The 14,436-nt window shown below is 59.5% G+C and carries 14 protein-coding genes; 8 read left to right on the forward strand and 6 right to left on the reverse strand.

Annotation, left to right across the window (positions count from 1 at the left end):
- Window positions 1–37: 37 nt before the first annotated feature.
- The 3 genes from FHT97_RS10080 to FHT97_RS10090 all read right to left on the reverse strand — a co-directional run bounded on the left by FHT97_RS10080 (window position 38) and on the right by FHT97_RS10090 (window position 2,127).
- On the reverse strand, window positions 38–517 hold the full coding sequence (locus FHT97_RS10080) for a BON domain-containing protein (protein ID WP_183861811.1): 480 nt from the start codon (window positions 515–517) through the stop codon (window positions 38–40).
- Between the two features lie 63 nt (window positions 518–580).
- Window positions 581–1,384: an anti-sigma factor gene (locus FHT97_RS10085; protein WP_246712590.1), complete on the reverse strand. Its 804-nt coding sequence runs from the start codon at window positions 1,382–1,384 to the stop codon at window positions 581–583.
- On the reverse strand, window positions 1,381–2,127 hold the full coding sequence (locus tag FHT97_RS10090) for a sigma-70 family RNA polymerase sigma factor (RefSeq protein ID WP_183862019.1): 747 nt from the start codon (window positions 2,125–2,127) through the stop codon (window positions 1,381–1,383). Before FHT97_RS10090 ends, FHT97_RS10085 begins: the two co-directional genes overlap by 4 nt.
- Window positions 2,128–2,431: 304 nt before the next feature.
- On the opposite strand from FHT97_RS10090, the gene FHT97_RS10095 reads away from it, so the two are divergent.
- Window positions 2,432–3,406: an MBL fold metallo-hydrolase gene (locus tag FHT97_RS10095; protein ID WP_183861813.1), complete on the forward strand. Its 975-nt coding sequence runs from the start codon at window positions 2,432–2,434 to the stop codon at window positions 3,404–3,406.
- Window positions 3,407–3,434: 28 nt separating this feature from the next.
- Window positions 3,435–3,878: a tetratricopeptide repeat protein gene (locus tag FHT97_RS10100; RefSeq protein WP_246712602.1), complete on the forward strand. Its 444-nt coding sequence runs from the start codon at window positions 3,435–3,437 to the stop codon at window positions 3,876–3,878.
- Between the two features lie 92 nt (window positions 3,879–3,970).
- On the opposite strand, the gene FHT97_RS10105 is transcribed toward FHT97_RS10100, so the two are convergent.
- From FHT97_RS10105 to FHT97_RS10115, 3 genes are read right to left on the reverse strand one after another with little or no spacing between them, the layout of a single operon-like run.
- Entirely contained in the window at window positions 3,971–4,906 is a 936-nt protein-coding gene (locus FHT97_RS10105) for a DUF2950 domain-containing protein (protein ID WP_183861817.1), read from the reverse strand.
- A 34-nt stretch (window positions 4,907–4,940) separates the two neighbouring features.
- Complete coding sequence (locus FHT97_RS10110) at window positions 4,941–6,407, reverse strand: DUF3300 domain-containing protein (protein WP_183862021.1); 1,467 nt, start codon at window positions 6,405–6,407, stop codon at window positions 4,941–4,943.
- Window positions 6,408–6,453: 46 nt separating this feature from the next.
- Entirely contained in the window at window positions 6,454–6,768 is a 315-nt protein-coding gene (locus FHT97_RS10115; protein ID WP_183861819.1) for a hypothetical protein, read from the reverse strand.
- Between the two features lie 293 nt (window positions 6,769–7,061).
- Between FHT97_RS10115 and FHT97_RS10120 the strand changes: the two genes are divergently transcribed.
- From FHT97_RS10120 to FHT97_RS10145, 6 genes are all read left to right on the forward strand, one after another.
- Window positions 7,062–7,403 (forward strand): DUF3302 domain-containing protein, encoded by a 342-nt coding sequence (locus FHT97_RS10120; RefSeq protein ID WP_183861821.1) that lies wholly within the window; start codon window positions 7,062–7,064, stop codon window positions 7,401–7,403.
- Entirely contained in the window at window positions 7,403–8,560 is a 1,158-nt protein-coding gene (locus FHT97_RS10125; RefSeq protein ID WP_183755441.1) for an HlyD family secretion protein, read from the forward strand. Before FHT97_RS10120 ends, FHT97_RS10125 begins: the two co-directional genes overlap by 1 nt.
- A 100-nt stretch (window positions 8,561–8,660) precedes the next feature.
- Window positions 8,661–10,331, forward strand: coding sequence for a SulP family inorganic anion transporter (locus FHT97_RS10130; RefSeq protein ID WP_210296665.1), 1,671 nt, complete (start codon window positions 8,661–8,663; stop codon window positions 10,329–10,331).
- A 34-nt stretch (window positions 10,332–10,365) separates the two neighbouring features.
- Window positions 10,366–11,202 (forward strand): polyphosphate kinase 2, encoded by an 837-nt coding sequence (ppk2, locus tag FHT97_RS10135; RefSeq protein WP_183861825.1) that lies wholly within the window; start codon window positions 10,366–10,368, stop codon window positions 11,200–11,202.
- A 53-nt stretch (window positions 11,203–11,255) separates the two neighbouring features.
- Window positions 11,256–12,395: an AI-2E family transporter gene (locus FHT97_RS10140; RefSeq protein WP_183755438.1), complete on the forward strand. Its 1,140-nt coding sequence runs from the start codon at window positions 11,256–11,258 to the stop codon at window positions 12,393–12,395.
- Window positions 12,396–12,605: 210 nt separating this feature from the next.
- Entirely contained in the window at window positions 12,606–14,384 is a 1,779-nt protein-coding gene (locus FHT97_RS10145; RefSeq protein ID WP_183861827.1) for a hypothetical protein, read from the forward strand.
- Window positions 14,385–14,436: the final 52 nt, after the last annotated feature.

Consider the following 14,436-nt stretch of genomic DNA (forward strand, 5'->3'; position numbering starts at 1 on the left):
ACAAGGGCAAGCGATCACAAGCCCAACTGCCGTTGTGTCAATCGTCAGTGGGAATATGCGAGTCGACCCCGGTTGTTTCGATCTTGTTACGGACATGATGCACGCCATCGACCGCAAGCGCTGCGAGCTCGACTTTCCGGGCCATTCCGATTGTTTCGACCTCTCCTTCGAGGGTTACGACATGGCCATCTGCATGAACCTCAATGCCGCCGACATCAACGTCGGGGATGTTCTCTAGGTTTTCCGCCACTTTCGCTTCCAGCTCATCGCTGTCGTCGCGGTCGATGAGCCCGGGGCGTAGCGAGTCCCTGAAAGGATTCTCGTTGCCATCCTCATCGACGCCATCCACCCGGAAGCCGCTGCTGGGTTCTCGCCTAGAGGCTTCGCCATAGGCACCGTTTTCCGAATCGGCGCCCGTCTGTCCCTTGTCGGCATAAGGCCAGCCGTCGTCGATATTGCGCTCCTCAAAATCGCGATAATCTTCTTCACGCGACAGTTCTTTATCCTTCCCAGGCATGATGATCTCCGCCGGTTGCTTCTGGGAGAAACTCATCGGCCTGGAAATGGTTCAGGGATGGTGTCACTCCGTACCGACGTGCGTCGACGCCCTAAACAGTTTCTCGAACTCGGCGAGATCGCTGGACGCGACGTCGGAAATCGCCCAGAAGGCGAGACCGCCGTCCGACCACAGAGCCATGTTGTATCCATCAAGCACATCCGCGGCCTGCGTGGACGACACAGCCGGCCAGATGAAGAGGTTGATGACGTGCCCATGACGTCGGAAAACAAGGGCAGCGACGGCTCGACCGCCAATGTAGTCGACACGCCCCCCGACCAACGGGAAGCCGTCCTTTGAAAGATCGGTGACCGGTGGCGAAAAATCGATCTTGCCGTTGAACCAAGGCTTGACCGTGTGCTGGTCTGACGTCTGCACGTCGGTCAGATGATCGGCCATCATCGAGCGAACATGGCTTGCCAAAATCTGATCCTGCAAGAGCAAGGTCGGGGACGGTACGCTCGCAAAGATTATCAGACTTGCTGCAAGTGCGGCCAGCGATGGGACCAAACTCCATAACCGCAGGAAATCGAGAGCCTGACGCCAGCCCGACCGCCGTCCTAGCGGCAGACTGGATAACGCCCCATGCTCGAAGGACAGCATCGACATGACCTGCGAGTGCAATCCCTCCGGTGGTCGCCATTTGACGCCGTCCTGATCGATGATCTGTCTCACAGCCCGGACCCTTTCAATCTCCGCTTTGCAATCCGAGCAGGTGGCCAGATGTTCCTCGAACCGCGCCGCACGATCGGAATCAAGCTCGCCATCGGCAAAGCCGTGCAGCATGGTGCGCCATTCGCAGTCCTTCTGATCGGCTTCGTCGCTCATCTGACTACCCCGGCTTTATTGCATTCGTCCCATGCCTCGCCAAATTCGCGCCGCGCTCTAGCAATCCGAGACATGACGGTCCCAACGGGCGCATCGATAACGTCGGCGATCTGCCGGTAGGACAGATCTTCCAGTTCGCGCAGAACAAGGACTTCCCGCATTGCCTCAGGGAGGCCGTTGATGACATCACGCACGCGCTGCTGCTCGCTACGACGGATCGTCGCCGTTTCCGGCGTGTCCTCCTCCGAGGCGATCTCGTTCTCTCCGATGTCGTCGGCGTCCGCGCCGCCGCCATCGCTTAGCTGCCGCTCGAACCGCGCTTTGCGCCGATCCTGCTGGCGCCAAGCGTGACAGCAGTTCCTGACGATGGCAAAGAGCCAGGAACGCGGGTCGCCGCCGCGATATCCGCCGAAGCTGCGGTAAGCGCGCAGGAACGCCTCCTGAACGATATCCTGTGCTGCATCCGCGTCGCGGCTTAGAAAGCGAGCGAAATTGTAGGCCGCGTCAAGATGGGGAAGGATCGTCTGCTGGAAGCGCTGCATGAGTTCGTGCTGCGCACTCGCTTCGGCGTTGGATGCGTCCTGCTCTGCACCCACCCTTGCCGGAGCCATCAGGTGAAAGAGCTGCATTGCAGCTTTATGAAGCACCGCAAATGGTGACAATCGCGTCTGAGACCGCCGAAGGGCCAACCATCCCAACACGTCGTCTGATTCCGATGAATAGGCGGTCTGGGCGTCGGTCATCATTTTCCAGCCTCAGCAGCAAGGGATTCTAAGCGCGACACCCACATCCACGCAATGCGGCCATCTGCCATCAAGACCTTCCGCCGCACGCGTTTATTCCACCGCTGCACCGATTTTATTTGCCCGTGGAAGGACATCAGCCGCGGGCGGCAGAAACTTCTCAACATTTCCAGACACTTGAGAAACCACAGTCCAGTACCGGGAATAAGCACCGAGGAGAGCCGATCTAGTTCGTTAGCGATGGGCAGCACTTTGCCTGCGGCCTTCGCTACCCGAAATGCCATCAACAAGAGGAGGCATGCTCATGCTCACCATGTCACGTCGCGCTGTCCTGGGATCGGCAGCCGCCGCTGCGGCCTTCGGCCTCTCGTCGAAGCTCGAATTCGTACTGCCGGCACTCGCCGCAACGCCGCTGGAGCCAACAGTCGGCTTTTACAAATACAAGGTCGGCGATGTTGAGGTCACGGCGATCTATGACGGTATCTGGAAAAAACCGCACGATCCGAAGTTCATCAAGAATGCCTCGATCGACGATACCAAACAGGCGCTCTCAAACGCGGGGCTTACCACCGAATTCATGCCGATTCCGTTGACCGTCGTCGTCCTGAAGCTCGGTAATCATCTGGTCATGATGGATGCCGGCTCCGGCGTCGGCCAATGGCAAAGCAACGCCACGCACCTGCCGGCAAACATGGCTGCCGCCGGCATCGATTACAAGAAGATCGATACGATCATGCTCTCACATTTCCACCCCGATCACGTCTGGGGCCTGATGGAAAAGGAAACCAATTCGCCAGTCTTCCCGAACGCCGAGATCGTGGTCAATGCTGTGGAATACAACTGGTGGACAGAGCCTGGTCGGGTCGAAAAACTCGCCGAAGGCCGCAAGCCGGCAGGCAAGCGTATCGCCGATGTCTTTCCCAAATGGAAAAATTGGAAACTCGTTGACGACGGAGCGGAGGTTGCGCCCGGCGTCCGGCTTCTCGCGGCGCCGGGTCACACGCCAGGCCATTCCACTTACCTTGTTGCCTCCGGCGACAAGCAACTGCTCGTTTCCGCCGACATAATGTACGTGCCGGCGCTGCTCGCTCCCCATCCCGAATGGCAGGGCAGCTACGATCAGGACGGGCCGATGGCAATCGATACGCGCCGTCGCCTCATCGACCGCATCATCGCCGACGACATCGCCATTTGCGGATCGCACTTCCCCTTCCCTGGCTCAGGCACCTTCGTCAAGGACGGAAGCGCCTACGGCTTTACTCCGACAATCCATGCCTAAAGGCTCAAAGGAGACTAACATGAAACGCATGCTCTCAGGCTTCGCCCACTTCTGCGCTGCAGCCGTCTACCTTACGACATTCCCGGCCTTTGCTGTCGACAACATCGAATCCACGACGGCTCCTGACCTGACCTCGGTACGTGCCAAGATTGAAGCCAGGAACTATGCTGGCGCCCTCGCCGAGCTTCGCGACCTCGCCGACAACAACCAGCAGGCCGATGTTTACAATCTGATGGGATTCACGCTTCGCAAGACTGGCGACTACAGGACATCGCTGACCTACTATACGAAGGCACTGGAGCTGCAGCCCGACCACAAGGCGGCACGCGAATATCTCGGCGAGCTCTATGTCGAAACAGGCGACCTACCCAAAGCCGAGGAGCAGGTGGCATTGTTGAAACAACTCTGCCCTGGCGGTTGCGAGGAGCTCGAAGACCTACAAAAGGCGATCAGTATGAAGAACGCTAACTGACCTATCAAACGAGCATGAGAGCGGGCGGACAAGCCGCCTGCTTTCAGGATTGCGAGGGGGGGACGGGCGCGTGCTCCGTAGTTCTGCGCGTTTCAGTCCCGCACGACCGTCCAGTTATCGTCGGGGTTGAACTCCTTGATCGCCGCGGCGCGCTGCTCGGTCTCCGGTCCGAGATCGCGCTGGTAGACGATGTTGGCACCGTTGACGATGAAGGTCTGAACCCCGGTCACACGATACGTGACTGGCCAGGCAATCAACGCAAAGCCGCCCGTCATGTTGCCGTTGACGATGTAGCTCTGCTTTCCGCCGATCACGTTGGGGCCCTGGGCGGTCAGGATGCGATAGCGGTAGCCGTAATAGCCTTCGCCACGCTTCGCCTTGCTGAAGGCGGCGGTTTCTATCAGCGGCCCGGCCGGGCTTTCTTCGTCAAAGGCACCGGGCTCCCAGTAGAGGCCGTCACGTTGTCCCGGAGTGCTGATCAGCTTCTGTGCGAATTCGAAGAGACCGTCCTCGTCCTCGTCGATCTGCGCGTAGGCGTACTGGGCATTCACATAGTCATGCATGGTCTGGATCGTCGAGAGTTCATTCTGGCCGACGCGCCGATTGACGATCTCCTGCAGGCCGACTTCCGTATCGAATGCCCATTTGCCGTCCTTGTTCTTCGACAGAGGAAATGGCAGCGGCCACAGGATGTCACCAATCAGAACAACTTTTCGATCGCCGAGGTCCTGCAATTTCAGTTGTCGTGCAGCACCCTCGCGGATCGTTGCGTAGCTTATCATCGCCTCGTTGCTGGCCTGCAACTTGGCCGCATCCAGCCCGAGAAGTTTAGCCAAGCCATCAACGTTATTGGCGCCCAACACGGTCTTGAGCTGTTCGAGCGCCGCTGCTGGGTCATCGAAAGCCGGCGGCGTGCCGGCCTCGAATTCCTGAAGATTCGTCTGACCCTGGGACATCGATGGGGCCGCCCAGGCCAGGGAGAGAGCCGTTCCGAGCAACAGCGGGATCAATTTCAACTGTAGTCTCATGGTTTATCTCCGGAAATCTGAATAGCTAGACACCCTATCGCCGACCGCCGCCGCCGCGACCGCCGCCCCCACGACCACCACCACCACGGCCGCCGCCGCCATGGGGAATCGGGCGCGAGCGTTGGGCAGAGGGACGTGGACCACCGCGCTGCCCGCCGCCCATGCTCTGTCCGCCTCGCTTGGAAGCCACCGCCTCACGCCGGCCGGATTGGACATTGCCGAGGGCGCTCGATTGGCGCGAACGGTTGTCGGGCCGCGCCGCCATCTTCGGCGCACTTGACCTGTTCTTGGCTGCCGGCCTTGACGGACGGTTGGCAGCGTTACCCGGCCGATTGGCCGCATTCCCCGGACGTGCATCCACACGATTGGCCACGTTGCCGGGGCGAGCATCGGGACGCGCCGCGCCTGGCCGGTTGGCGGCACGATCTCCCGCACCGGGTCGCTGCTTCAGGCCCTCCGCCGTGCTTTTGCGGATGTCGTCTGCGCGAGCGCTGACATTTCTGGTTCCCTGTCCACGATTTGCCTGCCGGTCGCTGACCTTGTTCTTTAGCTGGTTGCGGTTATCGGACTGCAGGCTGGATTTGATCGCCGAGCGGTCGATATTCGCAAGTTGATTTCTATCGATGTTCAGCTTGCTGCGATCGACCTTGGTCCAGTCGACGTCGTTCCAGTTGACCTTGCCGCTAAAATTCCGGTCGTTGAAGCAATTGTTGCAGTCGATATCGAGGTCGCCGCCCCAATTGCCGCCCCATACTCCCCAATCATCCCAGTTGACGATGGCCCCCCACGCAATGCCCGTAACGGCTGCAGCGAAGAACGCTGCGCCTGGATAATAATAGTTGTCATACGAGTTCGGATAATAGGAGATCGGCTCGACCGCATAGCCCGGCTCGTAGAGCATTTCTGGCGGATATTGCGGAATATAGATTTTCTCCGGATTGGTCGGCCGAATGACGACGTTCTCGTTCTCTGTCACCACCGTGATCTTGTCGTCCGATTTGATGACATTTTTCGCCACCGCTTCGTCACGAAGCTGCTGGATGGCGATCAGCACATCCTTCTGCTGGTTGGTGATCGCATCCCCCAGCGATTGCGTCCAATCGAGGTCTTCGCTCATCATCTTGACGATATCAGGGTAGTTCAGAAGCGATATGACGCTTCCGTCCCAGTCGTCCTTCGGCTTGAGGTTGGTGTCCTTCTTCTTCGCCTCGAGGAAACGCTGCGCCTCGATAATCTCCAGCGGAAACAGCGAGGCAGCCGAGATCGCGGCTACCAGCTCATCCGGATAAAGCGCGATGCGAGCCACAAGCACTTCCATTTCGTCCTCGGAGAGGAGATCCGTCTCCGGCTCCGGCTGAGGCTGCGCGGGCGCGGTCGTCTCTGCCGCCGCAGGCTTCGGCGTGGGCGTCGCAGTCTGTGAATAGACCGGCGGCACCGCCTGCATCGAGATGATCGCCAGGGCAGAAAGCCCCGCAAGCAGCTTGAAGGATCTTGCTTTCATCACGCATTGACCTCCTTGCATGAAACCTTCGATTGAATGTTCAGACCTATCGCAGCTTGGGCCTTGCCAGGCCCCATCGACTGAGCGTCACGATTTTCGATTGGGACAGCGCCTCGCCGATCTCGGCGACAAGCGCCTCGACAAGGCTCGCATATTCCTGGCGCCGAGCTTCCCTCACGTCATCCGGAAGACCGTCCACATTCGCCAATGTCTCGGCAGCGGCGGCCAGGTCTTCACACATGCTGCGAAAGGTTTCGCTTGCGCGAAACAACTGCCGCACCCGCTCGACCTGCCCTGAAAAATGCGCCTCGGCGATCGCGAGCGCGGACAGTTCTGCCGAATTGCTTTCTCCCGACGTCATGCCGCCCCCCGCTGTCATAGTCGCGTCAAGCAGATGGCGGCATCATATAACGATTGCCGGGAGCGTAAGCGTAACTTACGCGATCCTACGGCGTGATGGCCTTCGACCTGGAGGGACATTTTCTGCCCCGCAGCCAAGCATGACAGCCGCCCGAGAACCGTCTTCAGCAGCGGTGAACCTACGGATTCGATAGAGGTTACGCGATGCTACGGGCCTTTACCCCAAAGTACGTCTAGTATTCCGTCCTCGGCTGTGACCGGATGGGCGCTGCAAACAGCCGAAAAGGAGGGACCGTGTTTCTCGACTACTTTGCACTGGGAGTGTTGGTCTTCATGGTGGTCACCCTCTTCTATGCGGTGATTGCCATCCACGATATTCCGCATCTAATCGCCAAGGCCAGAAACCATCCGCACCAGGACGCCATCCATGTTGCCGGTTGGGTGAGCCTGTTCACGTTGCACGCAATCTGGCCCTTCCTGTTCATCTGGGCCACGCTCTACCGCGAAGATCGCGGCTGGGGGATCCGGACGGATGGCAAGTTGTCCCCTGAGGCCGAAGCCAATGCCGAAATTGCCCGCCTTCATGCACGGATCGCGGAACTCGAGGCGCAGTCGCCGGAGAAGGAGAACGCCTGATGGATCTGCTCCTCATACTCACTTATGCCGCAATCTGTTGGGTGATCTTCAAGGTCTTCCGCATTCCCGTGAACCAGTGGACGCTTGCAACGGCAGTTCTCGGCGGAATCTTCCTGATTTCCACCCTGTTGCTGCTCATGAGCTACAACCACCCCTATTCCAGCGATGGGCGTATCTATTTTACCTCCGCTCCGGTCATTCCGACGGTCGGCGGTCAGGTCGTGGAAGTACCCGTCACGCCAAACGCTCCGCTGAAGAAGGGCGACGTCCTCTTCAGGATCGATCCTCGCCCCTACCAATATACCGTCGATCAGAAAAAGGCGTCGCTTGCTGAAGCCAAGCAAACTGTCCTGCAACTGAAGGCGGCTCTCGACGCCGCCAACTCGGCCGTAACTGGTGCGGAAGCATCAAGAGACAGGTCGTTGCAGGCGTTTGAGAAATTCCAGGCCTCGAACGAAAACGCGAAGTCGAGCGGTAGGGGCGCCGTGTACTCTGAACTGGAAGTCGAGAACCGGCGCGGCATCTACCTGACGGCCGAGGCCGCCGTCGATACGGCGCGCGCACAGGCGGCACAAGCCCAACTTGCTTATGAATCGGAGATCAACGGCACAAACCCCACTGTGGCGCGACTGCAGGCCGAGTTGCTCAACGCCGAATACGACCTCGACCAGACCACCGTCCGGGCACCAAGCGACGGTTATGTGACGCAGGTCTTTCTCCGGCCCGGCATGATGGCAAATCCCCTGCCCTTGCGGCCGGTGATGGTCTTCATCAACAGCGAGGATCGAATGCTGGCAGCCGCCTTCATCCAGAACTCGCTCCAGCGCGTACGCGTCGGCGACGATGCCGAGGTGGCCTTCAAAGCGGTACCCGGCAAGATCTTCAAGGCGCGCGTCCAGGAGGTCATCGACGTTATGGCGCAGGGCCAGTTGCAGCCGAGCGGCGCCTTGATCGATCCGCAATCACCCGAACGAGTTTCACCGGGACAAACGCTGGCGCGCATCGAACTCCTGGAAAGCACCGACGGGTACCAACTGCCCGGAGGCGTCGTCGCCGAAGTTGCCGTCTACACACATTACTGGCACCACGTTGCCGTCTTGCGCAAGGTCCTGCTGCGCATGAGCAGCTGGATGAACTACGTCTTCCTCGAGCACTAATACGCATCAACTTTTCCGGTCGCCGCTCGAGTGTGGCGGCCGGCCAGACTCTCGGAGACTACAAAAAACAAAGGAGCCCGAGGTGATAGGCAGCCTACCAATGTTGCGCGGCTTAGCCGGCTTCAACAAGGACTGGCTTCGTAGCGATATCCCAGCTGGGCTGTCGATCGCTGCCGTGGGCTTGCCGAGCGCCATCGCCTATCCCGCGATTGCCGGCCTGCCGCCGGAGACAGGCATCTATGCCAGCATCGTTGCTCCGATCGCCTATGCAATCTTCGGTCCCTCAAAGCTTCTGATCGTTGGCCCTGATGCCGCCACGATGACGGTGCTTGCCGCGGCGATGGCAGCGATCATCGCAGCCGAGCCTGCGGCCGCCAGCGTCGACCGCGTCGCTATCGCCTCGGCCCTCGCCCTTGGCGTCGGCGTGTTCTGCATCTTGGCAAAGCTGCTGCGGCTCGGCGTCCTCGCGAGTTTCCTGTCGCGTCCAATCTTGGTCGGCTTCTTTGCAGGGGTGTCGCTGTCTATCCTTGTCGGACAAATCAGCCGCTTCACCGGAGTAAAGATCGAATCCGACGGTCTCCTTGCACCGATCGTCGAGATTCTCAGCAAGGCCGCCTTGGTCCACTGGCCGTCACTTCTATTCGGACTCGCTATGTTCGCGCTGCTCTGGATCGTGAAGGCTTTGGACCTCAAGATCCCGGGTCCTGTTCTCGTGGTTGTTATTTCCGTCTTGCTCTCCGCGCTCTTCGACTTCCGCGGACACGGCATGGCCGTCGTCGGCGATATTCCAAGTGGCTTCCCGAGCTTCTCCCTGCCGGCAGTCCATCAGATGCCGCTTAGTCAGCTCGTTCTTGGTTCGGCTGTGATCTTTCTCGTGAGCTTCGGTGCAGGCATCGTAACCGCGCGAAGCTTCGGATCGCGCACCGGCGAAGAAGTCGATGCGAACCAGGAACTGATAGGCCTCGGCGCAGCCAACATTGCACCCGGTCTGTTCGGTTCATTTCCCATCAGCATGTCGGACTCGAGAACCGCCATAAATCTGTCGACCGGCGGCGTTTCCCAACTGGCGGGACTGGTCTCCGCCGCCACTCTGGTTGCGGCTCTTGTATTCCTCCACAGCGCCCTGCGGATCCTGCCGATCCCCGCACTCGCTGCCATCCTTGCAACCGCAGCCATCAGCCTGATCGACGTTCAGGAACTCAAGAAGATCTGGCACATCAGTCGCATGGAGTTCGTCTTTGCGCTGATCGCCATGTGGGGCGCGATCAGCTTCGGCGTCCTCAACGGCGTGGTCGTCGCCGTGGCCGCTACCTTCGTCTACCTCCTGCGCAAGACGATGTTCCCGCGCGACGGCCTCCTTGGCCACATTGAAGGTCGACACGGTTTTTTTGACCTCACTCGCTTCCCGGATGCTCGCCCTGTCGAAGGCGCTGCCGTCTTCGCGATCCAAGGCAACATCCTGTTCTATAACGCCGACTACGTACGTACGCGCTTGACGACGGTTGCCAAGGAGCTCGCCGCCGGAACCAAGTGCTTCGTTCTCGACGCCAGTGCCATCACGCACGTGGATAGCACCGGCGCCGTCGCACTCGATGCCGTGGCGGATGCCTTGGCGGAACGGAACATCGTCTTTGCCATCGCCGATCTCAGCCAGGAAAGCCGCGGCGTCCTTGAGCGTGCCGGAGTCATCAAGAAGATCGGCACCCACAATCTTTTCAATGGTCGGGAAGAGGCGTTGCGCGCGCTGATAGGCAATTCTGCAGAACAGTGAAAGTGCACAGCGACATAGAACAATGGAGGGAACGATGGACGAAGCATACGATGTGAAACAAGAGGCTTCAACGGAACGCAAAGGCAAACACAAGAAGGCCAAGTCCTGGGACTACGACAAGGAGATCAAGCGGCTGCAGATTGAACTGTCGCATCTGCAGGCGTGGGTAAAGAAGTCGGGCGCCCGCATCGTCATTATCTTCGAGGGCCGTGACGCCGCCGGCAAGGGTGGCATGATCAAGAGGATCACCGAGAAGGTCAGTCCACGCGTATTCCGCGTCGTCGCCTTGCCCGCACCCACCGATCGCGAGAAATCCCAGATCTACATGCAGCGTTATATTGCGCACCTGCCGGCAGCCGGCGAGATCGTGATCTTCGACCGCAGCTGGTACAACCGAGCCGGTGTTGATCGCGTGATGGGCTTCGCCAGCGAGAAGAAAGCGCAGCGCTTCCTCGAACTGGCGCCCCGTTTCGAGGCGGCCATTGTCGAAAGCGGCGTCATTCTGCTGAAGTACTTCTTGACCGTCAGCGAGGAAGAACAGGAACGCCGCTTCAAGCGTCGCATCGATGATCCGGTCAGACAGTGGAAGCTCAGCCCAATGGACGTGGAGTCCTACCAGCGTTGGTGGGACTATACGCGGGCGTACGACGAGATGCTGCGGATGACGGACAGCAACCACGCGCCATGGTGGATCGTGCCTTCCGACGACAAGGAGCGCGCCCGGATCAACTGCATCTCGCACATCCTGCAGTCGATCCCTTACGAGCGGGTAAAGTTCCAAGCACCGGATCTCGGCAAACGGCAGAAGCGGCCGTCGAATTACATGGAGGATCAGAGTCTTAGAAACATCGTACCGGAGACGACGCGATGACGCCTGATCCATTCAGCCACGTCCTGTCGAAACTCTTGGGATAGGCACACACGATGGAGCAACAGACGAGCGGGACCGCGATTGGAGCCAGTCCCGCGCAGATTTCAGTGGAAGCCCGGGTCAGCGACCTGGTTCGGATCGGCATCATTGGGCTCTTCGCCTATTGGAGCCTGCAACTGATTGCGCCATTCGCGCTGATCGTCATCTGGTCGGCGATCCTTGCGGTGGCGCTCTTTCCCTTGTTCAACGGCCTGTCCAAGCTGCTCGGGGATCGGCCCGTGCTTTCGGCCACGGTTATCGTTATCGCTTGCCTTGTGCTGATCATCGCACCGCTGGCGCTGGTCGCCGTCAATTTCGCTGACGCGACGCAGGACCTCGTGGCTCAATTGAAGTCCGACAATTTCACGCTACCCGCAGCGCCGGAAGCAATACGCGGTTGGCCTGTGGTCGGCGAGCGCCTTTATGCCGGCTGGAACCAGGTGGCAGGCAATCTCGCTGAGGCGATCATGAAGTTCCAGGCGCCTCTTCGCGAAGTGATGGGTGTTATCCTCGCCAAGCTTGCGTCGATCGGCGGTGGAGTGTTGAGTTTCGTTGCTTCCATCATTCTCTCCGGCATCTTCCTCACCATGTCTCCCCGCCTCGCCTCAACCATTCAGGTACTAGCCGGCCGCATTGGCGGTGAGAGGGGTGTGGGCTTCGCGCGGCTGGCGGGATCAACCGTTCGCAACGTCTCGCGCGGAGTCATCGGTGTTGCACTGCTTCAGACACTCCTCTGCGGCCTGTGTTTCGCGTTTTTCGATATCCCGGCACGCGGAGCCCTGACCTTTCTCGTGTTCATGCTTTGCCTGATGCAACTTGGCCCGGGTCTTGTCCTTATCCCGGCCATCGTCTGGGCATGGTTCTCCTGGCCGACGTCGATCGCGTTTGCCTTTACCGTCGTGGCGATCCCGATCACGGTGGTCGACAACGTCTTGAAGCCGATCCTGATGTCTCGGGGACTATCGACCCCAATGCCGGTAATCCTCATCGGTGTCATCGGCGGAACCCTTTCCCATGGCCTGCTCGGCCTGTTCTTAGGACCGATCGTCCTCAGCGTCTTCTATGAGTTGCTGCGTGCCTGGGCTTGGCCTTCGGAGGCGCCAGATGCAGCGATGAGTTCTCCAACAGTCCCGGAGCGCGCGAAGGTAGATTGACACCTGCCAGCACAGCGCCGCGCGGCTCGGTGCACCATTCTCTGCAAAACGCCGAGAAGCCTGCAGCGCTACGTGTCGGCTTGTTGTATCCCGTGCTATCGGCAGGCAACCATTTCAGGATGGGTCTGACGCAGCGGTTGCAGCCTTCGGTAGTTATGCGCTAGTATCAGATGTAGCTAAATATTTGCGTGATCTCGTTAGGGCGTCATCATGAGCAGCGCAATAATCAAGCCAATGAGGCCGACGGCCGAGGAAGTCTACCAGCAACTTGAACGAATACTCTCGAGCGAAGAGTTCCACTCGCCGGAGCGAGGTCGGAGGTTTCTGGAATTCATCATAAACGAGACCTTGGAGGGACGATCGGAGTTCCTGAAGGCCTTCACGATTGCCAACGAGGTTTTCGGGCGCCAAGTCAACTTCGACGCCCAAAACGATCCCGTTGTCAGGATCGAAGCTGGTCGCGTTCGACGCGCCCTCGAACGCTACTACCTCGTCGCCGGACAGATGGACAGCGTAACGATCACCATACCGAAGGGCGGATACAGGCCGTATTTCGAGTATGCTGATTGCCCGCCAACCCCGACGTTGCCGACGGCGCCTGTAGGTTCGGCGCCATCTACGGAACAGGACGAGACTGAGCGGTCGCTTCCCCGGGTCGGACGCCCCATCCGTCAACAATTGATGGGCCTGACGCTGGGCGCTGCTTTGCTGGTCGGAGCCACCTCGCTTCATGTCTTCCTCACGCCGACATTTTCGCTGTTCGGCAATGATCCGTCTGGAACATCGCCAATAATACCATCCGAACCGCGAATCATTGTCGAGACGTTCGACGGCGGCGGCCTTTCAAGCACCGCCGCCAATCTCGCGCATGGCCTGCGAGACGAAATCATCGGCAAGCTCGCGAAGTTCGATGACATCGTCGTGATTGCGGATTCGTCAAAGACCGAAGAGCGAAGCCAGACCGCTTATGGCTTAGAGGGCAATGTCCAGCTCGACGGGGACAGGCTGCGGCTCGCCGCTCGGCTGGTACGTCAGTCAGACGGGGTTGTAATCTGGGCCAACAACTACGATGCGGATGTTCGCGTGCAGGGCAAACTCGAGATTCAGGCTTACGCTGCCGAACAGATCGCCAGCGCCGTCGCTGAGCCGTACGGTGCGGTCTTTAGGGCCGACACCGACACAATCGTTCAGCAACCCCAGGCTGGAAGTGCTGATGCCTATGCCTGCAGACTAGCCTACTACAGCTATCGTCGGTCGATGGATGCTCAGAGTCACCAAGCGGCGCGCGATTGCCTCCAGCGAGCGACGGAAATGTTTCCAAAGAGTGCCGCTTCCTGGGCACTGCTGTCTCTGACCTATCTGGATGAAATGCGGTTTCGCTACAAGCTCGGCACGTCGCCCACACCCCAAACATTGGAACTCGCCACTGCCGCCGCGGAGACAGCAGCATCGCTCGCCCCCAACGACGCGCGCGTCCTTCAGGCTCTCATGCTGGTAAGTTTCTTCAGAAACGACATCGACAAGGCGCTGCAGGCGGGCGCAGCCGCCTACGCCGTGAACCCCAACGACACGGAAGTCGCGGGCGAATACGGTCTGCGACTGGCGATGTCCGGGAAATGGGCATCGGGCTGCGAGCTGATTTCGAACGTTGTCAACCGGGGTGTGGGACCGAAGGGATACTATGAAATCGGCATGGCATTGTGCGCCCTCATGAGAAACGACATCCAGGCGGCAGAACTTTGGTCTCGCATGTCCGACCTGGAATACAATCCCATGCATCATCTCGTGCTGCTTTCGATCCTCGGCGCAGCCGGGAAAACAGCCGACGCCAAGCAGGAAGAGAATTGGCTGAGTGCCCACGCACCAGGATTGATGAAGGACATTCGCCGGGAGGTCTCCTTGCGCCTGCAACGGCCGGAGGATCAGGAGAGATTTTTCAGGGGCCTACGAGCCGTGGGTATCGCAGTTGAACCTGCGGGGCAAGGTTGACGGCGGACACGTTTTGGACGCCCTCCGGCAGGGGCCTGCCGTCCCCGCCTTC

This window comes from Rhizobium sp. BK399 (genome assembly GCF_014194695.1).
GTDB lineage: Bacteria > Pseudomonadota > Alphaproteobacteria > Rhizobiales > Rhizobiaceae > Rhizobium.